This window comes from Herbaspirillum huttiense (assembly GCF_047300815.1).
Taxonomy (GTDB): Bacteria; Pseudomonadota; Gammaproteobacteria; order Burkholderiales; family Burkholderiaceae_D; genus Herbaspirillum; species Herbaspirillum huttiense_A.
In genome coordinates, this window is record NZ_CP178608.1 from 1,711,333 (window position 1) to 1,735,583 (window position 24,251).

Genomic DNA, 24,251 nt, shown 5'->3' on the forward strand with positions numbered 1-24,251 from the left:
CGCTTTTTATTCCTGCTTGCAGATCGTGTCAAGCGAATTTCTAAAGTATTGACCGAGCGGACAGGTTTTCCAATCCTTAGATTTTGCAGTGTTGCCATGTCTTTTGCGCAGTGGTTCGTATTCCGGCTTTCGCTCGGGGGATGGGCATTGGCGGGCAGACACAGTGTGCATGGCCAACTGCGCAAACCTTAAAACTTCAGGCAGTACGCTGATTGATACCGGGAGCGATATCGAAGTTCCGGCGCGACGGGCTGCCAGGGAAATGATTTACGCCAGCAACCGGGCGCTGGCATGCTCCTTGCACAGACAGGACAGCGTCCTGGCGTTCCTGCTCCTGGGCAACGGCCGGGTACGCACGCATAGTCAATCGCGTGATTTTCTAAGTGTTTGCTCACTTGATTTTTTTGCACGCGACGTCCGACCTCCACGACAACAAGGGAACCCTCATGAAGTTCGTCAAGACCATCCTCGCCCTGGCCGCTCTGGCCACCCTCAGTGGTACCGCCTGTGCCGACAACCTGGCTGACATCCAGAAAGCCGGCGTGGTCAAGATCGGCGTACCGCAGGACTTTGCGCCCTACGGCTCGGTCACGTCCGACCTGCAGCTGCAGGGCCTGGACATCGAAGTGGCCAAACTGGTCGCGCGTGGCCTGGGCGTGAAGGCCGAGCTGGTGCCCGTGCCAATCTCCAGCCGCATGGCTTTCCTGCAGACGCACAAGATCGACCTCATCATCTCGACCCTGGGCAAGAATGCCGAGCGCGAAAAGGTGATCGACTTCTCGCAGGGCTATGCCCCCTACAACAACAGCGTCTTCGGCGTGGCGGCGATCAAGGTCTCCGGCCCGGCCGACCTGGCCAACCAGACCGTGGGCGTGGCCCGTTCCACCTTCGAGGATTTGATGCTCACCGACAGCGTGCCCAAGAGCACCACCATCAAGCGCTATGAAGACAACAACGGCCTGATCTCGGCCTACGTGTCGGGCCAGGTGCAGATCGTCGGTACGGGCGACTTCGTGGCCTATGCGCTGGCCGAGAAGACCCCGACCAACAAGCCGCTGCTGAAGTACATCATCAACGTATCGACCTGCTACGTCGGCATGAACAAGGGCGAGCCGGCGCTCATGGCCAAGGTCAACGATGCACTGACGGCGTCCAAGAAGAGCGGGGAGCTCAATGGCATTGTGCAGAAGTGGCTCAACGTGCCACTGCCCGAGAAGATCGCGACCACTTACCAGTAAGCGGTCTCGCGCAGGAAGACGGCCCGCCTTGGCGGGCCGTTTTGCTTACTGGAAGGTCGTGGCCATCTTGGCCGGGAGGGGGACGTTGAGCCATTTCTGGACGATGCCGTTGAGTTCGCCACTTTTCTTGGCGGCCGTCAGCACCTCGTTGACCTTGGCCAGCAAGGCGGCTTCTCCCTTGTTGAGTCCGACGCTGCAGCTCGATTCATTGATGATGTACTTGAGCACGGGCTTGTTGGCCGGCGCCTTTTCGGCCAGCGCGTAGGCCACGAAGTCGCCGGTGCCCACCAGCTGCACCTGTCCGGAGACATAGGCCGAGATCATGGCGTTGTTGTCTTCGTAGCGCTTGATGGTGGCGCTCTTGGGAGCGGTGTCGGTCAGTTGCAGGTCCTGGAAGGTGCCGCGCGCCACCCCCACGGTCTTGCCGGCCAGGTCTTCGGGGCCGCTGACTTTCACCGAAGCCACGCCGAAGACGCTGTTGTTGTAGGGGGCATAGGATTGGGAGAAGTCGATCACCTTTTCACGTTCGGCATTTTTGCCCAGGGTGGAGATGACCAGGTCGGCCTTGTGCGTTTGCAGGTAGGCGATGCGATTGGCGCTGGCCACGGGCACCAGCTCGGCCTTGACGCCCATCTTCTGGGCGATCAGCCTGGCCACGTCGATATCCAGGCCTTGCAGCTGCAGGTCGGCCGTGACCGAACCGAAGGGCGCGAAGTCCTGGGGCACCGCAATGCGCACCGTGCCCGCCTTCTGGATATCGGCCAGTGCATCCGCTTGCGCGACTTGGGTGGACAGGCCCAGCAGGGCCAGCGAGATGGCCAGCACCGGTTTGGCAAATTTCATGTGATCCCTTTCGTTGTATGGACTGTATCGTGCCGGGCGGGTTTGCAATGACCATGCCAGCAAGCGTACGGCCACTGAGCAACTGAAGAGGGTTGAGCGTGCACGCTGGCCGCATCGATGCGGGCGATGCTGATCCGGCATGGCGTCATGCCGATCGGGACTGGCTGATGGCGGGGCGGGGAGGGGCGATCTTGGGGCGGGGGTTCACCAAGTTTGCGCTTGTCTCGGTGCTCGATAATTTTTGATATCTGAACTCAAATTTTTGACAAAGCGTTATTTGGCCCTGGCATCTCTTAGGATTGCGTGTTCTGTCAGGCGGGTTCTGTTTAACAGAACTCGTCCCACGTTATACAATCCTTATTCAGATGATTCATTCATTTGCCTGTTCAGAAACCGAGATGCTCTTCAACAGTTTCTCCGTTCACCGTTTTCGCAATATCGAACGGGTGGCTCGGCGCAAGCTCCAGATGCTCCATGGTGCCCGTGATCTGGGCGCATTGAGAGTGCCGCCGGGTAATCGACTCGAACTGCTCAAGGGAGATCGCAAAGGGCAGCACAGCATTCGTGTGAGTGACCAGTGGCGTATCTGTTTCAGATGGGTAGATGGAGCGGCCCACGATGTCGAGATCGTGGACTATCACTAGGAAGGCATCATGAGCAAAAAGTTGGAAGAGATTCATCCCGGCGAAATTCTGCTTGAGGAATTCATCAAGCCCATGGGAATGACTGCCGCGCGTGTCGCATCTGATATCGATGTGCCGGTTTCGCGCATCAGTGAAATCATTAACGGCAAGCGGCCCGTGACAGTAGATACCGCCGTACGCCTCGGCGTTTACTTCAAGATGGATCCACTGTTCTGGCTTAATCTCCAGTCAGAATACGATGTGCGCATCGCCTATCGGGACCTGCTGCCGGTCATCAAGTCCCGGATTCGTCCCTTGATGACCGTTCATGGCTGAGGTCAAAGCGGTCGATTCAGTGGCGCATAAAAAAGCCACGGATCACTCCGTGGCTTGCAGTAAAACACACCGGCCTGGCGCTATGCACGCTTCTGCGGTGGTCCCGGCTCTGCGGGACACACCGGCGGTGTGACAGGCAGACGGTGCAGTCTGCCCGAATGCATCAGAAGGCCGGAACGACTGCGCCCTTGTACTTCTCTTCGATGAACTTCTTCACGTCCGGGGTATTCAAGGCGGCGGCCAGCTTCTTGATGGCGGCGCTGTCCTTGTTGTCTTCACGCGCCACCAGCAGGTTGGCATAGGGCGAGTTCGCATCTTCGATGAACAGCGAATCCTTGACCGGGTTCAGCTTGGCTTCCAGCGCATAGTTGGTGTTGATCAGGGCGACGTCGACCTGGTTCAGCACGCGCGGCAGGGTGGCCGCTTCCAGGGCGCGGAACTTCAGCTTCTTGGGGTTTTCCACGATGTCCTTCTGGGTCGAGGAAATGTTGGAGCTGTCCTTGAGCTTGATGAGGCCATTGCGGGCCAGCAGCAGCAGGGCACGGCCCGAGTTGGACGGATCATTGGGGATGGCGATGGTGGCGCCGTCAGGAATGTCGGCGACCTTCTTGAACTTCTGCGAATAGGCAGCGAAGGGCTCGACATGGACCTTGGCCACCGGCACTTCGATGTCGTTCTTGTGGCTCTTCTTGAACTGGTCCAGGTAGGGCTGGTGCAGGAAGAAGTTGCCATCGACCTGCTTCTCGTTGGTCTGCGCGGCCGGCTGCACGTAGTCGGTGAAGACCTTGACCTGCAGCTCAATGCCTTCCTTGGCCAGGGCCGGCTTGATGTGTTCCAGGATCTCGGCATGCGGCACGGGGGTGGCGGCAATCACCAGCTTGTCGGCGGCGTGGGCGCCCACGCTGAAGGCCAGGGCGGCACCGGCCACCAGTTGTGGGATCAGTTTGCGGATCATGGTTCTCTCCATTCTTTTGTATAACGATTGAACGTCGGTTGACGTGGTGTGGGAGCCTCCCTCGTGGGGAGCGCACCCGGAAAAACATGGACTGCCGTTCGTTACTGCCTTACTTGCGGGTGAAGCGCAGCACCAGGCGGTCGCCAAAGAACTGCAGCAACTGCACCAGCACCACCAGGATGGCCACCGTGACCACCATCACTTCGGTCTGGAAGCGCTGGTAGCCATAGCGAATGGCCAGGTCGCCCAGGCCGCCGCCACCGATCACGCCCGACATCGCGGCATACGACATCAGGGTGATCGCGGTGATGGTCACCGCCGCCAGCAGGCCCGGCAGGGCTTCGGGCAAGAGCGCGCCAAAAATGATCTGGCGACGCCGCGCCCCCATGGCGGTACAGGCTTCGAGAATGCCGCGGTCGATGTCGCGCAGCACGCTTTCGGTCAGGCGGGCAAAGAAGGGGGCCGTACCGATCACCAGCGGCGGAATGGCGCCGGTCACGCCCAGCGAGCTGCCCACCAGCCACAGCGTGAAGGGGATCAGCAGGATCAGCAAAATCAGGAAGGGCACCGAGCGCAGCACGTTGACCACCAGCGACAGCACCCAGTACAGAGCGCGCTGTTCCAGCAGCTGGCCGCGATTGGTCAGGAACAGCAGGATGCCCAGCGGCAGTCCCAGCAAGACCGTGAAGAACAGGGAACCACCGGTCATGGCCAGGGTTTCCACGGTGGCGTCGCCGACCTCGCTCCAGTCGATGACCGACAGGTCGATCTGGCCCACCAGGGCAGACAGGGAAGACAGCGCGCTCATGCCAGCACCTCATGATCGATGCCGGAGTCGCGCAAGCGCGCCAGGACTTGCGCGACGGCTTCGTCACCGCCCGAGAATTCCACCAGCAATTGCCCGTAGGGCGTGTCCTTGATGCGCGAAACGGTGCCGCGCACGATGGTGGCCAGTGCCGTGGTCGCTGCCGTCAGTTGCGACAGGATGGGTTGTGCCGCCACTTCACCGGCATAGGTCAGGCGCACCAGCGCGCCATCAGGGCGTCGCTGGTAGAGCGTATCGCTGGCATCCCAGGCGTGGCTTTCGGCCAGCAGCGATCGTGTCACGGCGTGCTGCGGGCGCAGGAAGATGTCGACCACGCGGCCCTGTTCGGCGACCGCGCCCTGGTCCAGCACGGCGACGCGGTCGCAGATGCTGCGGATGACTTCCATCTCGTGCGTGATCAGCACGATGGTCAGGCCCAGCTTGCGATTGATGTCCAGCAGCAGGCGCAGGATGGACTGGGTAGTCTCCGGGTCCAGCGCCGAGGTGGCTTCGTCGCACAGCAGCAGGCGCGGCGAGTTGGCCAGTGCCCGGGCGATGCCCACGCGCTGCTTCTGGCCGCCCGACAACTGCGCCGGATACTGGTCGCGGTGCGCGTCCAGCCCCACCAGCTCCAGCAGTTCAGTCACGCGCGCGGCGCGCTGCTCGCGCGTGTAGCGGCCGGTAATCTTGAGGGGCCAGTCGATGTTCTGCGCCACCGTCTTGGCGTTGAGCAGGTTGAAATGCTGGAAGATCATGCCCACGCGCTGGCGCAGGCCGAGCAGGGCTTCATGGCCCAGGCCGGTGATGTCTTCGCCGTCGATGAGGACGCGCCCGCTGTCGGGGCGTTCGAGGACGTTGAGGGTGCGGATCAGGGTACTCTTGCCGGCGCCGGAACGGCCGATGATGCCGAAGATCTCTCCCTGGGCGATGTCCAGGTTGATGTCCTGCAGCGCGATGATGTCGCGCTGGCCGGCACGGTAAGTCTTGTGGAGTTGCTCGATGCGAATCACGTTGGTCAGTTCTAAGGAAACGGCCCCGAGTCTAACCGGGCGTGACCCACGTGAGAACTTATAAAAAGTTCTTAGCTTATGAGAGAAAAAGCTAGTTAAAACCTAACAAACGGGAATGACGGGGCCGGCGCGCACCTTGTCTGAAAACTAAGCTCGCCGCCCCATCCGTTTCAATGCGCCGCTAGCAGTTCCGTCTCGACCTCATGCGCCAGCACCTGCCGCACGGTGGCCACGACGTAATCGATCTCGGCCTCGGTCGTGCCGCGCCCCAGCGAAAAACGCACGGCATTGCGTGCCACGTCGGGCGAACGGCCGATGGCCAGCAGCACGAAGGAGGGCGCCGAAGCCGCCGAATTGCAGGCCGAACCGGCCGACACGGCAATGCCCAGCAACTGGCTGCCCAGTGTGCCGTAGCGTGTGGGCGGGAAGCTCACGTTGAGATTGTGCGGTACGCGCGCCTCGGCGCTGCCGTTCAGCTGCACCCCCGGCAGGTCCGCCAGGCCGGACCAGAGCCGGTCACGCAGGGCGCGGATGCGGCGTCCTTCTTCTTCCAGCAAGTCACCGGCCAGGGCAAAGGCTTCGCCCATGCCCACGATCTGGTGCGTGGCCAGGGTGCCGGAGCGCATGCCGTTCTCATGGCCGCCGCCGTCGATCTGGGCTTCCAGCTTCAGGGCCGGATTGTGCCGTACATACAGCGCGCCTATGCCCTTGGGGCCATAGACCTTGTGCGCCGAGAAGGACATCAGGTCCACCTTCAGCTGCTGCAGGTCGATGGCGATCTTGCCGGCCGCCTGCACCGCATCGACGTGGAACACCACACCGTGCCCGGCACACAGTTCACCCAGCTCGGCAATGGGCTGTATCACGCCGATCTCGTTGTTGACATACATCACCGAGGCCAGCAGCGTGTCCGGCCGCAACGCCGCACGGAACTGGGCCGGCGTGATGAGGCCATCCGCGCCGGGCTGCAGGTAGGTGACCTCGAAGCCGGCCTTTTCCAGCGTATGCATGGTGTCCAGCACGGCCTTGTGTTCGGTCGCCACGGTGATGAGATGCTTGCCCCGCCCTTGGGCGCGCAGCGCGTGGGCACAGCCTTTCAGGGCCAGGTTGTTGGATTCAGTGGCGCCCGAGGTCCAGATGATTTCATCCGGACGGGCGCCGACCAGGCCGGCCACCTGCGCGCGCGCCTTGTCCACCGCGCGCCGTGCTTCCCAGCCAAAGGGATGGGAGCTGCTGGCCGCATTGCCGAATTTTTCGGTGAGGAAGTCGCACATGACACGCGCCACGTGCGGATCGACCGGCGTGGTGGCGCCATAGTCCAGATAGATGGGGAAGCGAAGATCGGCCGGCGGGCGACAGGGAGCAGGGGCGTTCATGACGGTGTTCCGGAGAGTCCAGAGGGTTCCAGTTGAGCAGGGTGGCCAGGGGCCGGTATCTACAGTAACGCTGGTTACCTTATTTGGATAACGACTTTGCGCGCATTTGTATATACGATTTTCGAAAATTGCCCGCAGGCATTTCGATCAGCCAGGCCGCAAGACAGGAGGGCAGCGCGATTCCCGGTCACATGCCGCCCCATGCATTTGCTTATACAAAATTATTATACTGAAATAGAATACAAGCAAACCTATAATTCGAAAATCATATGCAAGGACCTTGATCAAGGAAAGCGATTTCGATGGATCTGAATCAGCTGGAGGCATTTGCGGCCGTAATGACCCTGGGGAGCGTGACCGGTGCCGGCCGCAGCCTGGGCCGTTCGCAGCCCGCCGTCAGCAAGGCCGTCGGCGAACTGGAGGCCGAGCTGGGCTACGCCCTGTTCGACCGCAACGGTCCGCGCGTCACGCCCACGGCCAAGGCCTTCCTGCTCTACGAGGAAGTGGAGCGTTCACTGGTCGGCCTGCGCAGCATCCGCGAACGGGCGCAGGAAATCGCCCGTGAAGAAGTCCATCCCGTCCACCTGGTTGCCACCCCCGCGCTGGCCTCCACCATCGCCCCGGCGGCCCTGCAATTGCTGGCCGCCGACAAGGAGCGCGCCTTTCCCGAACACGTCCATTTGCGCAGCGCCTCGGCCGAGCAGGTCGTGCATGCGGTCCTGCATCGCACCGTCAGCCTGGGGCTGACCTCGCTGCCGGTGGCCCATCGCGGGCTGGACCTGCACTGGATCGGCGAAGCGCCCTGCGTGGCGGTGGTGCGCGCCGATCATCCGCTGGCGGGCAAGGACAAGCTCACCCGCGCCGCCTTGCGCGGCCAGCGCGTCATCACCATGTCCAACCGCTATCGCCTGCGCCAGCGCGTGGAGATCGCGCTGGGTGAGGACAGCCAGCTCGATGTCGCCATCGATACCAACACCTCCTTCAATGCCATCATGGCTGCCCGCGCCGGGCTGGGCGTGGCGCTGGTGGAGCCGGCCACGGCCTATGGCATGCCCATCGAGGGCATGGTGGTCAAGCGGCTGGCGATGGAGATTCCGTTTTATTTTGGCGTGGTCACGCCCTATGGCAAGCCGGTCGAGGGCGTCACGCAACGCCTGATCGATGCCGTGGAAAAGGCCGCCCGCAGCACCTTGCAGGGCTTCGTCAAGCGCGATGCCAGCCTGCATGATGAATTGTTGTAAATGATTTCGCAGTAGCAGTGTAGTAAAACCCAAGCAAGCAGCGTCAACCGGGAAGGGCGTTGCATCACAAAACCCGAATCGAGACGATCGCAGGCCTGTGCCGGCGACGTCTCTTCATGCTTTTGACGAGGCGCTATGCACGACACCGAACCGACCCTGATCCCCGTTGCCCCCCCGCAAGGACTGGCCGCCCTGGAGGCGCGCGTACGCCAGGACCTGCAATGGCTGGCACTGCCCGGCAAGTCCTGGACCCCGGCCACCCTGCGCGACGGCGTGCCGGTGATCGACGTGGCCATCATCGGTGGCGGCCAGGCTGGCATGGCCGCTTCGGTGGCGCTGTCGCACCTGGGCATTCCCAATGTGATCTATGACCAGTCGCCCAGGGACTTCGAAGGCCCCTGGGCCACGACTGCGCGCATGGAAACCCTGCGTTCCCCCAAGACCCTGACCGGCCCGGCGCTGGGCTTTCCGGCGCTGACCTTCCGCGCCTGGTTCGAGGCCCAGTTCGGGCTGGAGGCGTGGGAAGCGCTGGACAAGATCCCGCGCCTGCAGTGGATGGATTACCTGCGCTGGTTCCGCCGCGTCATGCAGCTCGATATCCGCAACGAACACCGCGTGCTGGCCGTGCAGCCGCGCGCCGACGGCATCGTGGCGCTGCAGCTGCAATCGCCTGCCGGTACCTCGACCGTGCTGGCCCGTCGCGTGGTGGTGGCCACCGGCCGCGATGGCCTGGGTGGTGCCTTCCTGCCGCCGCTGGCGGCGCAACTGCCGCGTGACCGCTGGGCGCATTCTTCCGACCTGTTCGACTACGCCAGTCTGAAGGGCAAGCGCGTTGGCGTGATCGGCGGTGGCGCCTCGGCCATGGACAGCGCCGCGACCGCGCTGGAAGAGGGGGCCGCACGCGTGGACCTGCTGATCCGACGCAAGGACCTGCCGCGCATCAACAAGGGTAAAGGATCGGGTAGCCCCGGCCTGGTCAACGGCCATCTGCACCTGCCGGACGAATGGAAGTGGCGCATCCGCCATTACGTCAACGCCCAGCAAGTGCCGCCGCCCTCTGGCAGCACGCGCCGCGTCTCGCGCTTTGCCAATGCCCGCTTCCTGCTGGGCACGGCCATCCAATCCGTTGAGGTCAAGCCGGATGGGACGCTGTTGCTGCAGACCAATCGTGGTCCGCTGGAACTGGATTTCCTGTTCTTCTCCACCGGTTTCAAGATCGACTGGAGCCTGCGCAGCGAATTCAAGGACATCGCCCCGCACGTCCTCAATTGGAGCGACCGCTACACCCCGCCCGCCGGTGAGGAAGACCAAGAACTGGCCGACTCGCCTTACCTGGGCCCGGTGTTCGAGTTCCAGCAGAAGACGCCGGGCAGCCTGCCGGGCCTGGAGCGCGTGCATTGCTTCTGCTATCCGGCCGCCGCCAGCCATGGCACGGTGTCGGGCGACATTCCGGCCATCAGCGACGGCGCCTACCGGCTGGCGCAGGGCATTGCCGCCCTGATGTACAGCGAGGACATCGACTACCACTACCGCAACATCCAGTCCTATGAGGAACCGGAACTGGAAGGCGACGAGTGGACCGAATCGCCCTGGGAGCTGCCCGCATGAGTGGGGCCATCGCAAAAAGCGTGCTGCAGGCGCTGATGGTGGTGCTGTTGATGACGGTGATCGTCTTCTTCGGCCTGCACATGATCGGCAACCCGGTCGATATCCTGATCGGCCAGGACGTCGACCAGGTGGACCGCCTGCGCATCATCAAGGAACTGGGACTGGACCAGCCGGTGTGGCGCCAGTACCTGGCCTTCCTCAATGGCGCGCTGCACGGCAACCTGGGCAACAGTTTCGTCTACAACACGCCGGCCATCCTGCTGATCTTCCAGCGCCTGCCGGCTACGCTGGAACTGGCCGTGGCGGCATTGCTGCTGGCCCTGGCAGTGGGCGTGCCGCTGGGACTGTTCGCAGGCATGAAGCCGGATCATCCCTTCTCGCGCCTGGTGATGACTACCAGCATCTTCGGGTTTTCGCTGCCGACCTTCTGGATCGGGCTGATGCTGATCATGGCCTTCTCGGTCACGCTGGGCTGGCTGCCTTCGGGCGGACGCGGCCAGACTGCCGAACTGTTCGGCGTGCAATGGTCGTGGCTGACCGCCGACGGCTGGCGGCACATGATCCTTCCGGCCATCAATCTCTCGCTGTTCAAGATTTCGCTGGTGATTCGCCTCACCCGCGCCAATGTGCGTGAGGTGCTGCCGATGGACTACGTCAAGTTCGCCCGTGCCAAGGGCTTGTCGCTGGCGCGCGTGGTACTGATGTACGTGCTGCGCAATACGCTCATTCCGCTGGTGACCGTGGTCGGGCTGGAGTTCGGCTCCACCATTGCCTTTGCGGTCGTCACAGAAAGCATCTTTGCCTGGCCCGGTGCGGGCAAGCTGATCCTGGACAGCATCAATGCGCTGGATCGTCCTGTCATCGTGGCTTACCTGATGGTGATCGTCTGCATGTTCGTCACCATCAACCTGGTGGTGGATGTGCTCTACAAATTACTGGATCCGCGCGTGCGGGTGGAGGCCCGTGCATGAGCGCGCCGCAGACCGAAGTGACCATGACGCAAGAACAGGTGCGCGCCCGCGTGGCCGAGCTGTCGGCCTTCCAGGCCCCGCGCCGCGAGTCTCCGTGGCGGCGCGTGATGCGCCACTTCGTGGCCTCGCGCTCGGCCATGCTGGGGCTGGTGATCGTGCTGCTGCTCATCGTCGGCGCCATTGCCGCACCCTGGATCACGCCGCAGAATCCGTATGACCTGATGCAGCTGGATGTGCTCGATGCGCGCCTGCATCCGGGCAGCATCAATGGCGCTGGCACCTATACCTATTGGCTCGGCACCGATGGCCAGGGTCGCGACCTGGTCTCGGCCATTCTTTACGGCCTGCGCATCAGCGTGGGCATCGGTGTGGGCTCGGCCCTGATCGCGGGCGTGATCGGCACGCTCATCGGCTTGCTGGCCGCGTATGCGGGCGGCAAGGTCGATACGGTGCTCATGCGCTTTGCCGACCTGGTGCTGTCCTTCCCCTCGATCCTGGTGGCGATGCTGATCCTGGCTTACGTGGGCAAGGGCATCTTCAACGTGATGGCCACGCTGGTGGTACTGGAGTGGGCATATTACGCGCGCACTGCGCGCGGCCAGGCGCTGGTGGAACGGCGCAAGGAATACGTGGAAGCCGCAAGAGGCCTGAACCTGTCGTCCTGGCGCATCATGGTGCGCCACATCCTGCCCAACTGCCTGCCGCCGCTGATCGTCATCGGCACCCTGCAGGTGGCACGCGCCATCACGCTGGAAGCGACGCTGTCCTTCCTCGGCCTGGGCGTGCCGATCACCGAACCCTCGCTGGGCCTGCTCATCTCCAATGGTTACCAATACATGCTCTCGGGCGAATACTGGATCAGCTTCTATCCCGGCATCACGCTGTTGGTCGTGATCGTGGCCATCAACCTGGTCGGCGACCGCCTGCGCGACATCCTCAACCCACGGTGGCAGAAATGAGCGCGCTCACACTTGAGGTGCGCCACCTGCGCACGCATTTCTTCACGCCCGAAGGCGTGTTGCCGGCGGTCGATGATGTGTCGCTGTCGGTTGGCCGTGGCCGCATTCTTGGCCTGGTCGGTGAATCCGGATCGGGCAAGAGCGTGACCGGTTTTTCCATCCTCGGCATGGTCGATGCGCCGGGCCGCATCGTCGGCGGCGAGATCCTGTTCCAGGGCCGCGACCTGGTCAGCATGGACAAGACCTCCTTGCGCGAACTGCAGGGCAACCGCATCGCCATGATTTTCCAGGACCCGATGATGACCCTGAACCCGGTCCTGAAGGTGGAAGCGCAGATGGTCGACGCCGTACTGGCGCACAGCAAGGTCAGCAGCCAGCAGGCGCGCGAACTGGCGCGCGATACGCTGGGCATGATGGGTATTGCCAGTCCGGAAGAACGGCTGCAGGCCTATCCGCATCAACTCTCGGGCGGCATGCGCCAGCGTGTGGCCATTGCCATCGCGATGCTGCACAAGCCCGACCTCATCATTGCCGATGAACCGACCACGGCCCTGGATGTGACCATCCAGGCGCAGATCCTGTCGGAAGTGCAGAAGCTGGCGCGCCAGCATGGCACGGCGCTGATCTGGATCACGCACGATCTCTCGGTGGTGGCCGGACTGGCCGATGAAGTGGCGGTGATGTATGCCGGGCGCATCGTCGAGCAGGGCAGTGTGGATGCGGTGCTCGATGCGCCGTTGCACCCCTACACGCAAGGCCTGATCGGCAGCCTGCCCAGCAACAACCGGCGCGGTGCGCGGCTGCGCCAGATTCCCGGGATGACGCCCAACTTGCTGCACCTGCCGCCGACCTGCGCCTTTGCTGCGCGCTGCGAGCGCCTTTCCCAGCAGTGCCTGGTGGCCCCGGCGATCAGCGAACCGCTGCCGGCGCACCGGGTGCGCTGCTATCACCCGACCCCGAGCACACAGAGCAACGAGCACCATGGATAAGGCCGTCATTCCCCTGATCGAAACCCGTGCCGTCAGCCGTCGCTTCGGCCAGCGCCGCCAGGGCTGGCTGGAACGCCAGTTGCAGGCGCGCGGCTGGAGTCGCCCGCCGGCCGTCACCCATGCGCTGGACCAGGTGGACCTGAAGGTCTTGCCGGGTGAAGTGGTGGGGCTGGTCGGTGAATCCGGCTGCGGCAAGTCCACGCTGGGCCGGGTGGCCTGCGGCCTGCTCGATCCTTCCGATGGCCAGGTACTGGTCAACGGCCGCGACCGCGCCAGTCTCAGCAGCAAGGAAGAAGCCGAGGCCCGGCTGCAGGTGCAAATGATTTTCCAGAATCCCTATGCCAGCCTGAATCCGCGTTTGCGCATCGACCAGATCGTGGGCGAAGCGGCGCAAGTGAATGGAAAGGTCGAGGGCGACCTCGATGCCTATGTCTGCCAGCAGTTGCTGCGCGCCGGTCTCGACCCGGCGCTGCGCGACCGTTATCCGCACCAGTTCTCCGGCGGCCAGCGCCAGCGCATCGGCATTGCACGCGCACTCGCGGTGCAGCCGCAGATGCTGGTGTGCGATGAGGCCGTGGCGGCGCTGGATGTGTCGATCCAGGCGCAGATCCTCAATCTCTTCATGGATCTGCGCGAGCAACTGGGACTGACCTATCTGTTCATCAGCCATGACCTGGGCGTGGTGGAGCACGTGTCGGACCGCGTGGTCATCATGTACCTGGGCCGGGTGGTGGAGAGTGCACCGGTGGGCGAACTGTTCGGCCAGCCCAATCACCCCTATACGCAGGCGCTGCTGGCCGAGGTGCCCCGCATGGGCGCGCGCAAGAAGGAATTCACCGCCATCAAGGGCGAGATCCCCAGTCCGCTGAACCCGCCGACCGGCTGCCACTTCAACCCGCGCTGCCCGCATGCCACGCAGCGCTGCCGTGAAGAGCAGCCGCTGCTGCGCGAGATCGCACCGGGGCACCTGAGTGCCTGCCATCTCAATGATGGCCGCTGAGATGATGTGAACCGATAGAAACGACAGAAACGAAGAACCGAGCAGTCAAGAACTTGGCAACCCCGCAGTGCTTCTACCCTGACCACAGAGGAACCCGACCATGAAGAAAACCCTCCTGACCCGCCTGCTGGCCGTCGCCCTGACCGGTGCCGCGCTGGCTGCCGCTGCCGATGCCGCGCATGCGCAGAACCTCAACATCGCCTTTGCCGATCCGCTTTCCTCGCTGGATCCGCAACTGAACAACCACGCCGGTGACCGTTCGGTGGACCTGCATTTCTGGGACCTGCTGGTCCAGAACGATTACAACAAGCTGGTCCCGGGCCTGGCCGTGAGCTGGAAGAACATCGACCCCAAGACCTGGGAATTCAAGCTGCGCCCCAACGTCAAGTGGCAGGACGGCAAGCCCTTCACCGCGGACGACGTGATCTTCTCCTACCAGCGCGCCCGTGCCGTACCGGGCAGCGTGGCCACCTTCGCCGGCTACCTGCGCACGGTGGAATCGGTCACTGCCAAGGATCCACTGACCCTGGTCATCAAGACCAACATCCCCAACCCGGACCTGCCGCTGAACCTGGCCTCGGTGCACATCGTCAGCAAGCACGTGGGCGAAAAATCGACCACCGAGAACTACAACAGTGGTGCAGCCGTGGTCGGTACCGGTCCCTACAAGTTCGTCTCCTACACCCCGGGCGACCGCGTGGTGATGCAGCGTAACGACGACTACTGGAACGGCAAGGCCCTGTGGGAAAAGGTCAACTACCGCTACATCAACAATGGCGCCGCGCGTACCGCCGCGCTGCTGTCGGGCGACGTGGACGTGATCGACAAGGTGTCGGTGTCGGACCTGGCCAAGCTCAAGCAGTCGCCCAACGTCAAGGTCTACCCTTACAACGGCCTGCGCGTGCTGCTGATCCAGCCGAGCTTCCATGAAGGCCCCAGCCCCTTCATCACCGACAACAACGGCAAGCAACTGGAGAAGAACCCGCTGCTGGATGTGCGCGTGCGCCGCGCCATGTCGCTGGCCATCAATCGCAAGGCCCTGATCGACCGCATCCTGCAGGGCGCGGCCACCGAAGCCAACCAGTGGATGCCGGCCGATACCTTCGGCTACAACCCGGAGATCAAGAACATTCCCTTCGACGCTGCCCAAGCCAAGAAGCTGCTGGCCGAAGCCGGTTTCCCGGAAGGTTTCAAGCTGACCCTGCACGTGCCCAACGACCGTTATCCGCAAGCACCGGAAACCATGCAGGCCGTGGCGCAGTTCTGGACCCGCATCGGCATCAAGACCCAGGTCGAGGTACTGCCATGGGCTTCCTATTCCTCGCGTGCCAACAAGAACGAGTTCGCCGTCTCGGTGCTGGCCTGGGGTAACGGCACTGGCGAAGCCAGTTACGCGCTCGTCAACGTGCTGGGCACGGTCGATCCCAAGAAGGGCATTGGCGCGTCCAACTGGAACCACTACAGCAGCCCGGCCGTGGACAAGGCGCTGGCCGATTCGACCGCCGAGTTCGATGCCGCCAAGCGTGAGGCCATCCTGCGTGGCGCTGCCAGGACCGTGTCGGATGAAGTGGGCGTGATCCCGCTGTACCACTACCAGAACATCTGGGCTGCCAAGAAGGGCCTGAAGGTCACCCCCATCAGCAGCGACCGCACCACCGCCATGATGGTGACCCAGGACAAGAAGTAAGGACATGCCCAACTTCTCCATCGAGGTCAGCCCGGCCGACGACCTGATCGACGTACCCCGCCGCATCATCGTGCGGGGTGCGCATCCGGGCGAGCCGGTGCGCATCTCTTCCTCCACCCTGCGCAACGGCGCGCAGTGGCGCAGTTCGGCGTGCTACATCGCCGATGCCTATGGCCACGTCGACGTGAGCATGAACCCGGCCATCGATGGCGATTACTACGGCATCGATCCGATGGGTTTGCTGTGGTCGCAGAAGCCGGTGCAAGCCGGCCGCCGCGACAACTTCCAAGCCGATGTCATGGCACCGCTGGTGACTACGCTGACGGTCTCGTCGCTGGATCAGCCGGGCCTGGCCCCGTGCGCGCCGGCCAGTACCGAACTGGTACAGCGGCTGGCCGCTGCCGGGGTGACCCGGCGCGAGGTGCGGGAGGAGGGGCTGGTCGGTACGCTCTTCCTGCCGGCCACGCCCGGACCGCATCCGGCGGTGATGATCCTCAACGGGTCCGGTGGCGGCATCAACGAGCCGCGTGCGGCGCTGTTTGCCTCGCGCGGGGTGGCTGCGTTTGCGCTGGCGTATTTCAAGGCACCGGGCCTGTCGGATTACATTTCCAATACACCGCTGGAGTATTTCGAACGCGGACTGGACTGGCTGCGTGCCGAGGTTCAGCCGTTGCACGATTTCGTCGCCATCAGCGGCCAGTCGCGCGGTGGCGAACTGGTGCTGCTGCTGGGGGCGACCTTCCCGCAGAAGGTATCGGCGGTGCTGGCCTATGTCCCCAGTGCGCTGGTGCACAGCGGCCAGAACGCGGCTGATCCGGCCGTGGGCCGCGAAGGTCCGACCTGGCTGCTGCGCGGCCAGCCCTTGCCGCATCAGTGGCAGGACAACCGCACGGCCAGCTGGATACCGTTTGACGAGGGCCCGGCACCGCATCGCCATGAGCTGGCCATGCTCACTGCCTTGCAGGACGAGGAAGCGGTGGCGCGCGCCCGCATTCCGGTGGAGAAGATCGCCGGGCCGGTGCTGCTGCTGTCGGCTACCGATGATGGCTCCTGGCCCTCCAGCCTGTATTGCGCGATGGTCAAGGACAAGCTGGCCGAAGTGTCCCACCCCTGGCCGGTGGTGTGGCGCAATTATGCGCATGCCGGCCATTCGATCCTGTTCCCCTTCGTCCCGACCACGCAGACCACGTATGCGCATCCGGTGTCGGGGCGCATCAGTACCGGTGGCGGCGAACCCGCCGCCAATGCCCGCGCCGATCTCGACGCCTGGCAGCAGGCGCAGCACTTCCTGCGCGACGCGCTGGCCAGGCATTCATCCACAAAGGAAAACGCATGAGTACCCCCGTCTACGACATCAGCAAGGATGTCATCGACCAGCTGGCCGGCCTGGCCGCTGGCAGCCCCTTGCACGGCCTGCGCCATCAGCGCGACAAGGTGGCCGTGGCTTCACAGGGCAGCTATGACACGCTGTTCGATCCGGCCCTGGAAGGCATCGGCCTGGATGAGCGCCTGCTGGTGGCGCTCTACGCTTGCCGCCTGGCAGGTGCCACCGACCTGGCCGCGCATTACCGTGCCCGTGCAGAAGCGGTGCCGGCCGATGCTGCGCAACTGGCGGTGGCTGACAGCGGTGAGCCTGAGCAATTGCCGGAGGGCCGCCTGCGCGCCATGCTGGTTTTCACGCGTGCGCTGACGCAGCGTCCGGTGGAAGGCGACAAGGCTGCCATCGAAAAGCTGCCGGCCGCGGGCATCAGCACGCCGGCGGTGGTGGCACTGTCGCAGCTGATCGCTTTCGTGTCCTATCAATTGCGCGTGGTCGCGGGCCTGAAGGCCATGCGTGCTGCGGCGGCCCAACAAGGAGAGTCGGCATGAGCGAGATCATCAAGGCCAACGGTTTTACCAATGAGACCCTGGAATGGGATGCCTGGCTGGACGTGATCCAGCTGGAGGCGGCCAGTGAAGACCAGGTCAAGGTGCTGGAAGAAAGCCATCCCAAGGCCAAGACCTCGGACTACTACCTGTTCCTGGCGCACCAGCCCGACATCCTGCGCCAGCGTTCGGCGGCCTTCAACGCCATCATGTATGCCCCGGGCGGCCTCTCGCGTGCGGAGCGCGAATTGGGTTCGCTGGTGGTTTCGCGCATCAATGGCTGCGTGTATTGCGCTTCCGTTCATGCGCAGCGTTTCGAGCAGCTGGCCAAGCGCAACGATACGGTGCGCCAGGTGTTCGATACGCCTTACGGTGCCGGTGTGGATGCGCGCGAGCAGGCCATTGCCAAGTTCTCGGCCGAGCTGACCGAGACGCCGGGCGAGATCGGGGCGGCGCAGATCAAGGCCTTGGTTGACGTGGGCTTGAGTGAACTGGAAGTGCTGGACCTGATTCATTCGGTGGCCATCTTTGCCTGGGCCAATCGCTTGATGCTCAACCTGGGCGAGCCGGTGTTTGCTGATGGCAGCAAGGCCGAGGCCAAGTAAATTATTTCCATGAGGAGACAGTGATGCACATTCCGGATCATCTGGTCTATGCCGAGACCCATGAGTGGGTCAAGCTTGAAGACGATGGCACGCTGACCATCGGCATTACCGATTTCGGCCAGGAGCAATTGGGGCCGCTGGTGTATGTCGATATGCCGGCCGTGGGCAAGGTGTTGGCCAAAGGCGCCGAGTCGGGCATCGTCGAATCCAACAAGACGGCGTCGGATTTGCATGCGCCTGTTGATGGCGAGGTCATCGCCATCAACTCGCTGCTGGTGGAGTCGCCTGATGCCATCAATGGTGCGCCGTATGAGCAATGGATCTTCAAGCTCAAGCCGGCCGCGCCATTTTCGGTTGAAGGCTTTCTTGATGCGGCGGGTTACATCAAGCTGATTTCCTGACGCGCTCTTGCGTTCAGGAAGCCGATGCGGCGGCGCGGATATCGAAGGCGCCGCCGGTTTGTGCGCGGTCACGCAAGGTGACGGCGTTCTTGCCCAGCAGGGGGAAGACCAGTTCGGCAAAGCGAATCGCTTCTTCCAGGTGCGGGTAGCCGGAGAGGACGAAGGTGTCCACGCCCAGGTCCGCATATTCCTGCAGGCGTTCGGCGACCGTGACCGCATCGCCCACCAGGGAGGTGCCGGCGCCGCCCCGCACCAAGCCCACGCCGGCCCACAGGTTGGGCGCAATTTCCAGTTTGTCGCGGCGGCCGCCGTGCAGGGCGGCCATTCTTTGTTGTCCCACTGAGTCCATCTTGGCGTAGTTCTGCTGGGCGCGGGCAATGTCTTCGTCGGTGAGTTTGCTGATGAGGCGTTCGGCGTCGGCCCAGGCTTCGGCCGTGGTTTCCCGCACGATGGCATGCAGGCGTACGCCGAATCTGACCGTGCGGCCTTGCTTGGCGGCGCGTTCACGCACGTCTTCGATCTTCTGTTTGACGGCGGCAGGTGGTTCGCCCCAGGTGAGGTAGGCGTCCACATGCTTGGCGGCGAGGTCGTGCGCGGCAGGGGAGGAGCCGCCGAAATACAGCGGCGGGTAGGGCTGCTGTATTGCCGGATGGAATAGCTGGCCGTTGCGGATGCGGAAGTGCTTGCCTTCGTAGCTGACGGTCTCTCCCTGCAGCAGTTTGCGCCAGATGGTGAGGTATTCGTCGGCAGCTTCGTAGCGTTCGTCATGTTTCAGGAAGACGCCGTCGGCTTCCAGTTCCGTGGCATCTCCCCCAGGCACCACGTTGAGCAGGAGGCGGCCGTTCAGGGCCTGGTCCAGTGTTGCGGCTTGCCTTGCCGACGGGCCGGGGCCGCCCAGTGAGGTCCTCAGCGCTACCAGCAGCTTGATGCGCCGGGTCACCGGGACCAGGCTGGCAGCCACTACCCATGGGTCCAGGCAGGACGCTCCCGTCGGGATCAACAATCCATCGTAGCCCAGCGTTTCGCTGGTCACCGCGATCTGGCGCATGTAGTCCAGCGTGGGCGCTCGGCCGAAATCGGATTTGCCCAGGTAACGTGTGTCGCCCGACGTGGGGAGGAACCAGAAGAGTTCTAATGACATGCCAGAGTTTCCTTTTGCTTTTTTCGCTTTGGCGTTATTAGAACGCTCCGTTCTCTTTGTGGCTAAGAATGTTTTCTTCTTTCCTTAGTTGGTTTTTGGTTTTTGTTGTCTTGGCTGTTTGTTTTTCTGGTTGTTAGGTTTGGGGTAGTCTGCACGGAATGCTTTCCTGTGCTCTAGCTTAATTATTTTCTTTCTCCGGTCGGAAGGACGCGCCGGGGGCGGCCCGGCAGCCGCTCACTTTTCTTGTCTCGCCAAGAAAAGTAAGCAAAAGAAGGCGACCCCAAAGAGCCATCCCTCCTCCGGAGGGTCCCCGCCGCAGCAGAGCGAAAAGTGGGAAGGATAGAGTCGCTTCGCTCCGACTATCCTTCTGATCCACTTTTCGCTCCGCTGCGGCGGCTGGCTCTATGGGGACGGCAACCCCCACGGGCTCGCCTCCGGCCTCGCCACATCTCCGACTCGCCTTCGGCTTTGCGTTGGCTCGCCTGCGGCATCGACCTTTTGATCGTTCCCACTCCCGCTCTGGGTTTTGGTTTTTTCCTTTTGTGTTTTTTTGTTTTTTTGTTTAAATAATTTCCGTTCGTTCGCCCTGAGTAGTTGCGCAGCGACGTATCGAAGGCTAGAGAACGCCAAGACAAAGCCGAAGGCGAGTCGGAGGGGGTGCGATGCCGAAGGCGAGCCGTTTCGGCTGTCCGCATCTGCGCCGCCGCTTCAGCACCCAATAAAACGGATCAGAAAAATAACCGGAGCGAAGCGACTTTATTTTTCCCGTTTTATTGGGTGCTGAAGCGGGGACCCTCCGAAGGAGGGCGGCGCAGTTGCGGTCGCCTTCTTTTGCTTACTTTTCTTGGCGAGACAAGAAAAGTGAGCGGCTGCCGGGCCGCCCCCGGCGCGTTCTTCCGACCGGAGAGAGATAAGAATTAAGCTAGAGCGCAGGAAGAAATTGGGTGCAGACTACGCCAAACCTAACAACCAGAAAAGCACCCAGCCAAGACAAGACAAGACAAGACAAAAAACCAAATCAACCACCGATCAAAGCCCCACGATATTCACCAATCCATTTGGCAAACAATTGCGCCTCAGCCCCCGCCTGCAAGCTGATCCCGAGGTAGTAGGGTGCGAGGGTCAAGCGCAGATCAGGGAAGGGACACACCAGCCGCCCCGAGCGCAGATCGTTGTCCGCAAGTGATACGGGCGACAAGGCCACCCCCAGCCCATCCATGACCGCCTGCAATACAAAATGCACGTGATCGAAATGCAGCATCGCCTGCGAGCGTGAGCGCTTCAAACCGGCCAGCTTGCGCCAGTCTTCCCAGTCATTGCGCCGGCTGCGCGACACCAGCACGGTATGCCGCGCCAACTGCGACACGTCTTCCAGCGGCATGGATTGCAGCAGTGCAGGAGAAGCCACCAGCACCAGCTCATCCTCCATGAACCGCTGCACCTTCAGGGTCTCCGGCCAGTTGGTCTCCCCCCGCCGTATCGCGATATCAAACGAAGAGCCCGCCTTGCCCACGGTCGCCGTACTGGTCACCACCTGGGGCGCAATCCCCGGATACCGCTCCACAAAATCGGACAAATGCGGAATCAGCCAGCGCACCGCAAAGGAAGGTCGCACATTGATGACCACCGTGCGCGTGGGCGCATCCCGCATCACCCGCCGCGCTGCATTGGCGAGAATATCGAGCGCCGGACTGGCCTCCTCAAAGAACTGCCGCCCACGCTCGGTCAGCAACACCTGCCGCGTGCGCCGCTCGAACAAAGGCATGCCGAGATAGTCTTCAAGGTTCTTGATCTGGCGGCTGATCGCGCCATGTGTGACATTGAGCTCCTGCGCCGCAAGCGTGAAACTCTGGTGACGGGCCGCTGCCAGAAAGGCGCGGATGGCATTGAGCGGAAGGGTGAGATCGGCCATGCGTCAAATATTATCACGCATGCCCGGAATTAATATCGTTTGTCAGCCCACCCCGCGCGGCGCATCATCGGCCCCCATGACCACGCCAGACCACCGCCAGGCCGATATCGATTCGCGCCACGCCGCCATGTCGCTCTCGGCCGCCTTGCCCTGCGATATCGTCCTCTACCTGCTGCTGCCCATGTACGCCGCCCAGTTCCACGTCAGCCTCGCCGAGGCCGGCGTGCTGCTCGCGGCCAACCGCCTGGTGCGCATCGCCGGCTACCGCTGGGTCGCCAGCTTCTACGCACAACGCGGCGACCGCCCCACCTGCACCCTGGCCGTCTGCGCCGCCATCCTCTGCGCCCTCGGCTATACGGTCGCCAGCGGCTTCTGGGCCCTGCTGCCACTGCGCCTGCTGTGGGGCATGGCCTTCGCCGGACTCAACCTCTCCACCCAGGCCATGTCCACCGCCAACCCCCAGGGCGCAGCCCGCCGCTCGGGACGCTCGCGCGGCGTGATCGCCATCGGCCCCATGCTCTGGCTGCCCACCGCAGCACTGCTGGCACCCCACATCGGCCCGCGCATGGTGTTCGCCCTGGTGGCGACCACCGCGCTGCTGGGCCTGCTGGCCGCACGCCGCCTGCCCCGGCACGCCTACGCACCGCCCCAGCCACGCCGCTGGAAACTGCCCAATGCCCTGGACTGGTGGTCCTTCCTCGAAGGGCTGACCCTGGATGGCCTCTTCATCGTCGGCCTGGCCTACATGAGCAAGCAATCCTTCGGCGCTGATGGCGAACTGGTGGCGGGAGTATTGATGGCGCTGCGCTACGCCGGGGAAATCGTCCTCAGCCCCCTGGGTGGATGGCTGGCCGAACGCTTCGGTGCGGTGAAAGTACTGGTGACGCTGTCACTGGCCACCTGCGTGGCGCTGGTGGGCTTCGGCGGTGGATTGCTGTGGCTCTTCGCCGGCCTCATCGTGATCCTGCGGGCCCTGCAACTGCCGCTGCTGGCCCCCATCGTTGCCGCCCGCACGCCGCCCGCACAGCGCGTGCATGCGCTGGCAGGACGCGCGATCTGGCGGGACATCGGCGCCGGCATGGGGCCGATGCTGGCCGGGCTGCTGCTGCCGGTGATGACTTCGCTCTGGCTCTACAGCCTGGCAGCCACGGCCCTGGCCCTGGCCGCCATTGCCTGCGGACGCGCTCCGGTGCCGCTGGCGGCAACTGCGCAGGGGCAGCATGGCGGGTGAGGGGGCCGCCTTATGCGGCCAGCGGATATCGATGCGCTGATCGATTCGTTCACAAGCAGGCAGCAGCTGGCTAGCATGAGGCTCATTCTTCATCCCTCAGCCTGCGGAGCTCGCATGAACGAACCTCACATCTACCAGGAACTGGGCAGCTATGCCCTCGAACCCTTGCAGCCCGGCGAGCGCAAGCTCATCGGGCTGGTCTTCGTGTTTGGCCTGGCATTGCTGGGCGGCTTGTTCTTCCTGCAGCGCTGGCTGCCGCTGGGCGCCTGAAACCCGGCTCCCCCTCAGGGCTGGCGGCAATCACTCAACATCTCCGCCTGGGAGATGTTGCTGCCGGGCGGCACGCTGTGCGTGAGCCAGACATTGCCGCCGATGACCGAGCCGCGCCCGATGGTGATGCGGCCCAGCAAGGTCGCGCCGGCATACACCACCACGTCATCCTCGACGATCGGATGGCGCGCAATTCCCTTGACCAATGAACCGTCCGGCTCCTGCGGGAAACGCTTGGCGCCCAGCGTCACGGCCTGGTACAGGCGCACGTTGCGGCCAATGATGGTGGTCTCGCCGATCACCACCCCCGTACCATGGTCGATGAAGAAACTGGGGCCGATCTGCGCGGCCGGGTGGATGTCGATGCCGGTGGCCGAATGCGCAATGTCGGCAATGAGCCGCGCCAGCAGCGGCGCCCCCAGCTGATGCAGGGCATGCGCCAGGCGGTGATAGATGATCGCCGTCGTGCCCGGATAGCACAGCAGAATCTCCGAAATGCTGGAGGCCGCCGGATCCCCGTGATACGCGGCCTGGATATCGCTGACCAGGATGTCCCGCACCGACGGCAACTGATGCGCAAAGTCCCGCGTGATGGCCGTGGCGCGCTCGCGCAGCAGGCCATCCTCCTCCACGTCACTGCTGAAATAGAGGCTCCGCCGCACCTGCTCGCGCAGGATGGACAAGGCGGCATTCAACTGGCTCCCAACGAAATAATCGATGGTCTCATCGGATAAATCGGTATGGCCGTAATGCGTGGGGAACAGCGCGGCCTGCAGATGCTGCAACAGTTTCTGCATGGCTTCCCGCGAGGGGAGTTCGCGGATCTCGCCGCGGTAGCGGATCTTGTTGGTGACTTCGCGCGAGGTGCGCAGGCCGGCGACGACGGCAGACAAGCCCAGGCCCGCAGACTCGACCGAGTCAGCCAGCGCGTTCAGTTCGGGGATGTGAGTAGGTTCCATGCCCGCATGCTATCAAAAATGCGCGCGGGGCGCCGGGCAGGCAAAGAGGAGAGGGGAGACACCAGGAAGAGCGATTCGCGGCGCCCAGTTCTATCTGAAAAGTGGCGCCGCTGTTGAATCTGCTCTGGGAATGGACTTTAACCTTGAATCAAGGTTCCTGCAAAGGATCATTGCGCATATCCATATGCCGTTTTGATCTGCCGCAAATCCTCCTCTCCAGGCCCC

The 24,251-nt window shown here is 63.2% G+C and carries 24 protein-coding genes; 16 read left to right on the forward strand and 8 right to left on the reverse strand.

What is annotated here, in order from left to right:
• Positions 1–446: 446 nt before the first annotated feature.
• Positions 447–1,238 (forward strand): transporter substrate-binding domain-containing protein, encoded by a 792-nt coding sequence (locus ACLRDN_RS07755; RefSeq protein ID WP_413459663.1) that lies wholly within the window; start codon positions 447–449, stop codon positions 1,236–1,238.
• Between the two features lie 45 nt (positions 1,239–1,283).
• Here ACLRDN_RS07755 and ACLRDN_RS07760 read toward each other — a convergent pair whose 3' ends face one another.
• Positions 1,284–2,081, reverse strand: a complete 798-nt coding sequence (locus tag ACLRDN_RS07760; RefSeq protein WP_413459664.1) for a transporter substrate-binding domain-containing protein — start codon at positions 2,079–2,081, stop codon at positions 1,284–1,286.
• Positions 2,082–2,548: 467 nt separating this feature from the next.
• Here ACLRDN_RS07760 and ACLRDN_RS07765 point away from each other — a divergent pair, with 467 nt between their 5' ends.
• Complete coding sequence (locus ACLRDN_RS07765) at positions 2,549–2,725, forward strand: type II toxin-antitoxin system RelE/ParE family toxin (RefSeq protein ID WP_413460361.1); 177 nt, start codon at positions 2,549–2,551, stop codon at positions 2,723–2,725.
• Positions 2,726–2,734: 9 nt separating this feature from the next.
• Positions 2,735–3,040, forward strand: a complete 306-nt coding sequence (locus ACLRDN_RS07770; protein ID WP_413459665.1) for a HigA family addiction module antitoxin — start codon at positions 2,735–2,737, stop codon at positions 3,038–3,040.
• 163 nt (positions 3,041–3,203) lie between these two features.
• Here the strand turns inward: ACLRDN_RS07770 and ACLRDN_RS07775 are convergent, their stop codons facing one another.
• The 4 genes from ACLRDN_RS07775 to ACLRDN_RS07790 all read right to left on the reverse strand — a co-directional run bounded on the left by ACLRDN_RS07775 (position 3,204) and on the right by ACLRDN_RS07790 (position 7,186).
• A complete protein-coding gene (locus ACLRDN_RS07775; RefSeq protein WP_413459666.1) occupies positions 3,204–3,995 on the reverse strand; it encodes a MetQ/NlpA family ABC transporter substrate-binding protein in 792 nt (263 codons plus the stop codon).
• A 109-nt stretch (positions 3,996–4,104) separates the two neighbouring features.
• Positions 4,105–4,803 (reverse strand): methionine ABC transporter permease, encoded by a 699-nt coding sequence (locus ACLRDN_RS07780; RefSeq protein WP_413459667.1) that lies wholly within the window; start codon positions 4,801–4,803, stop codon positions 4,105–4,107.
• The gene (locus ACLRDN_RS07785) at positions 4,800–5,810 is read right to left on the reverse strand and encodes a methionine ABC transporter ATP-binding protein (RefSeq protein ID WP_413459668.1); all 1,011 of its coding nucleotides are present in this window, start codon (positions 5,808–5,810) and stop codon (positions 4,800–4,802) included. The genes ACLRDN_RS07780 and ACLRDN_RS07785 overlap by 4 nt, the downstream gene beginning before the upstream one ends.
• Positions 5,811–5,980: 170 nt before the next feature.
• Positions 5,981–7,186: an aminotransferase class V-fold PLP-dependent enzyme gene (locus tag ACLRDN_RS07790; protein WP_413459669.1), complete on the reverse strand. Its 1,206-nt coding sequence runs from the start codon at positions 7,184–7,186 to the stop codon at positions 5,981–5,983.
• A 302-nt stretch (positions 7,187–7,488) separates the two neighbouring features.
• Between ACLRDN_RS07790 and ACLRDN_RS07795 the strand changes: the two genes are divergently transcribed.
• The 11 genes from ACLRDN_RS07795 to gcvH all read left to right on the forward strand — a co-directional run bounded on the left by ACLRDN_RS07795 (position 7,489) and on the right by gcvH (position 18,513).
• A complete protein-coding gene (locus ACLRDN_RS07795) occupies positions 7,489–8,427 on the forward strand; it encodes a LysR family transcriptional regulator (protein ID WP_413459670.1) in 939 nt (312 codons plus the stop codon).
• A 135-nt stretch (positions 8,428–8,562) separates the two neighbouring features.
• Entirely contained in the window at positions 8,563–10,035 is a 1,473-nt protein-coding gene (locus ACLRDN_RS07800; protein WP_413459671.1) for an NAD(P)-binding domain-containing protein, read from the forward strand.
• Positions 10,032–11,006 carry an ABC transporter permease gene (locus ACLRDN_RS07805; protein ID WP_413459672.1) on the forward strand — a complete coding sequence of 325 codons (975 nt, stop codon included), beginning with the start codon at positions 10,032–10,034 and terminating at the stop codon, positions 11,004–11,006. The genes ACLRDN_RS07800 and ACLRDN_RS07805 overlap by 4 nt, the downstream gene beginning before the upstream one ends.
• 23 nt (positions 11,007–11,029) lie before the next feature.
• Positions 11,030–11,965, forward strand: a complete 936-nt coding sequence (locus ACLRDN_RS07810) for an ABC transporter permease (RefSeq protein ID WP_413460362.1) — start codon at positions 11,030–11,032, stop codon at positions 11,963–11,965.
• Positions 11,962–12,954: an ABC transporter ATP-binding protein gene (locus ACLRDN_RS07815; protein ID WP_413459673.1), complete on the forward strand. Its 993-nt coding sequence runs from the start codon at positions 11,962–11,964 to the stop codon at positions 12,952–12,954. The genes ACLRDN_RS07810 and ACLRDN_RS07815 overlap by 4 nt, the downstream gene beginning before the upstream one ends.
• Entirely contained in the window at positions 12,947–13,954 is a 1,008-nt protein-coding gene (locus ACLRDN_RS07820; RefSeq protein ID WP_413459674.1) for an ABC transporter ATP-binding protein, read from the forward strand. The genes ACLRDN_RS07815 and ACLRDN_RS07820 overlap by 8 nt, the downstream gene beginning before the upstream one ends.
• Before the next feature lie 100 nt (positions 13,955–14,054).
• Complete coding sequence (locus ACLRDN_RS07825; protein WP_413459675.1) at positions 14,055–15,641, forward strand: ABC transporter substrate-binding protein; 1,587 nt, start codon at positions 14,055–14,057, stop codon at positions 15,639–15,641.
• 4 nt (positions 15,642–15,645) lie between these two features.
• A complete protein-coding gene (locus tag ACLRDN_RS07830) occupies positions 15,646–16,977 on the forward strand; it encodes an acyl-CoA thioester hydrolase/BAAT C-terminal domain-containing protein (protein WP_413459676.1) in 1,332 nt (443 codons plus the stop codon).
• Positions 16,974–17,510: a CMD domain protein gene (locus ACLRDN_RS07835; RefSeq protein WP_413459677.1), complete on the forward strand. Its 537-nt coding sequence runs from the start codon at positions 16,974–16,976 to the stop codon at positions 17,508–17,510. The genes ACLRDN_RS07830 and ACLRDN_RS07835 overlap by 4 nt, the downstream gene beginning before the upstream one ends.
• Complete coding sequence (locus ACLRDN_RS07840; protein ID WP_039786013.1) at positions 17,507–18,112, forward strand: peroxidase-related enzyme; 606 nt, start codon at positions 17,507–17,509, stop codon at positions 18,110–18,112. The genes ACLRDN_RS07835 and ACLRDN_RS07840 overlap by 4 nt, the downstream gene beginning before the upstream one ends.
• Before the next feature lie 23 nt (positions 18,113–18,135).
• Complete coding sequence (gcvH, locus tag ACLRDN_RS07845; RefSeq protein WP_209582870.1) at positions 18,136–18,513, forward strand: glycine cleavage system protein GcvH; 378 nt, start codon at positions 18,136–18,138, stop codon at positions 18,511–18,513.
• A gap of 13 nt (positions 18,514–18,526) precedes the next feature.
• On the opposite strand, the gene ssuD is transcribed toward gcvH, so the two are convergent.
• Together ssuD and gcvA are read right to left on the reverse strand one after the other, a co-directional pair.
• A complete protein-coding gene (ssuD, locus tag ACLRDN_RS07850; protein ID WP_413459678.1) occupies positions 18,527–19,654 on the reverse strand; it encodes an FMNH2-dependent alkanesulfonate monooxygenase in 1,128 nt (375 codons plus the stop codon).
• Between the two features lie 1,018 nt (positions 19,655–20,672).
• Positions 20,673–21,566 (reverse strand): transcriptional regulator GcvA, encoded by an 894-nt coding sequence (gene gcvA, locus ACLRDN_RS07855; protein ID WP_413459679.1) that lies wholly within the window; start codon positions 21,564–21,566, stop codon positions 20,673–20,675.
• A gap of 76 nt (positions 21,567–21,642) precedes the next feature.
• Between gcvA and ACLRDN_RS07860 the strand changes: the two genes are divergently transcribed.
• Complete coding sequence (locus ACLRDN_RS07860) at positions 21,643–22,797, forward strand: MFS transporter (RefSeq protein ID WP_413459680.1); 1,155 nt, start codon at positions 21,643–21,645, stop codon at positions 22,795–22,797.
• Between the two features lie 114 nt (positions 22,798–22,911).
• Entirely contained in the window at positions 22,912–23,067 is a 156-nt protein-coding gene (locus ACLRDN_RS07865; protein WP_413459681.1) for a hypothetical protein, read from the forward strand.
• A gap of 14 nt (positions 23,068–23,081) precedes the next feature.
• On the opposite strand, the gene epsC is transcribed toward ACLRDN_RS07865, so the two are convergent.
• On the reverse strand, positions 23,082–24,026 hold the full coding sequence (epsC, locus tag ACLRDN_RS07870) for a serine O-acetyltransferase EpsC (protein ID WP_088754044.1): 945 nt from the start codon (positions 24,024–24,026) through the stop codon (positions 23,082–23,084).
• Positions 24,027–24,251 lie beyond the last annotated feature (225 nt).

What these genes read in the sequence shown, in the direction of transcription:
- ACLRDN_RS07810 (WP_413460362.1), top strand. Translation starts at nt 11,030, where the DNA reads ATGACGCAAGAACAGGTGCGCGCCCGCGTGGCCGAGCTGTCGGCCTTC.
- ACLRDN_RS07765 (WP_413460361.1), top strand. Translation starts at nt 2,549, where the DNA reads ATGCTCCATGGTGCCCGTGATCTGGGCGCATTGAGAGTGCCGCCGGGT.
- ACLRDN_RS07790 (WP_413459669.1), bottom strand. Translation starts at nt 7,186, where the DNA reads ATGAACGCCCCTGCTCCCTGTCGCCCGCCGGCCGATCTTCGCTTCCCC.
- ACLRDN_RS07860 (WP_413459680.1), top strand. Translation starts at nt 21,643, where the DNA reads ATGACCACGCCAGACCACCGCCAGGCCGATATCGATTCGCGCCACGCC.
- ACLRDN_RS07815 (WP_413459673.1), top strand. Translation starts at nt 11,962, where the DNA reads ATGAGCGCGCTCACACTTGAGGTGCGCCACCTGCGCACGCATTTCTTC.
- ACLRDN_RS07760 (WP_413459664.1), bottom strand. Translation starts at nt 2,081, where the DNA reads ATGAAATTTGCCAAACCGGTGCTGGCCATCTCGCTGGCCCTGCTGGGC.
- ACLRDN_RS07865 (WP_413459681.1), top strand. Translation starts at nt 22,912, where the DNA reads ATGAACGAACCTCACATCTACCAGGAACTGGGCAGCTATGCCCTCGAA.
- ACLRDN_RS07775 (WP_413459666.1), bottom strand. Translation starts at nt 3,995, where the DNA reads ATGATCCGCAAACTGATCCCACAACTGGTGGCCGGTGCCGCCCTGGCC.
- gcvA (WP_413459679.1), bottom strand. Translation starts at nt 21,566, where the DNA reads ATGGCCGATCTCACCCTTCCGCTCAATGCCATCCGCGCCTTTCTGGCA.
- ACLRDN_RS07820 (WP_413459674.1), top strand. Translation starts at nt 12,947, where the DNA reads ATGGATAAGGCCGTCATTCCCCTGATCGAAACCCGTGCCGTCAGCCGT.
- ACLRDN_RS07835 (WP_413459677.1), top strand. Translation starts at nt 16,974, where the DNA reads ATGAGTACCCCCGTCTACGACATCAGCAAGGATGTCATCGACCAGCTG.
- ACLRDN_RS07795 (WP_413459670.1), top strand. Translation starts at nt 7,489, where the DNA reads ATGGATCTGAATCAGCTGGAGGCATTTGCGGCCGTAATGACCCTGGGG.
- epsC (WP_088754044.1), bottom strand. Translation starts at nt 24,026, where the DNA reads ATGGAACCTACTCACATCCCCGAACTGAACGCGCTGGCTGACTCGGTC.
- ACLRDN_RS07825 (WP_413459675.1), top strand. Translation starts at nt 14,055, where the DNA reads ATGAAGAAAACCCTCCTGACCCGCCTGCTGGCCGTCGCCCTGACCGGT.
- ACLRDN_RS07805 (WP_413459672.1), top strand. Translation starts at nt 10,032, where the DNA reads ATGAGTGGGGCCATCGCAAAAAGCGTGCTGCAGGCGCTGATGGTGGTG.
- ACLRDN_RS07830 (WP_413459676.1), top strand. Translation starts at nt 15,646, where the DNA reads ATGCCCAACTTCTCCATCGAGGTCAGCCCGGCCGACGACCTGATCGAC.
- ssuD (WP_413459678.1), bottom strand. Translation starts at nt 19,654, where the DNA reads ATGTCATTAGAACTCTTCTGGTTCCTCCCCACGTCGGGCGACACACGT.
- ACLRDN_RS07840 (WP_039786013.1), top strand. Translation starts at nt 17,507, where the DNA reads ATGAGCGAGATCATCAAGGCCAACGGTTTTACCAATGAGACCCTGGAA.
- gcvH (WP_209582870.1), top strand. Translation starts at nt 18,136, where the DNA reads ATGCACATTCCGGATCATCTGGTCTATGCCGAGACCCATGAGTGGGTC.
- ACLRDN_RS07800 (WP_413459671.1), top strand. Translation starts at nt 8,563, where the DNA reads ATGCACGACACCGAACCGACCCTGATCCCCGTTGCCCCCCCGCAAGGA.
- ACLRDN_RS07755 (WP_413459663.1), top strand. Translation starts at nt 447, where the DNA reads ATGAAGTTCGTCAAGACCATCCTCGCCCTGGCCGCTCTGGCCACCCTC.
- ACLRDN_RS07770 (WP_413459665.1), top strand. Translation starts at nt 2,735, where the DNA reads ATGAGCAAAAAGTTGGAAGAGATTCATCCCGGCGAAATTCTGCTTGAG.
- ACLRDN_RS07780 (WP_413459667.1), bottom strand. Translation starts at nt 4,803, where the DNA reads ATGAGCGCGCTGTCTTCCCTGTCTGCCCTGGTGGGCCAGATCGACCTG.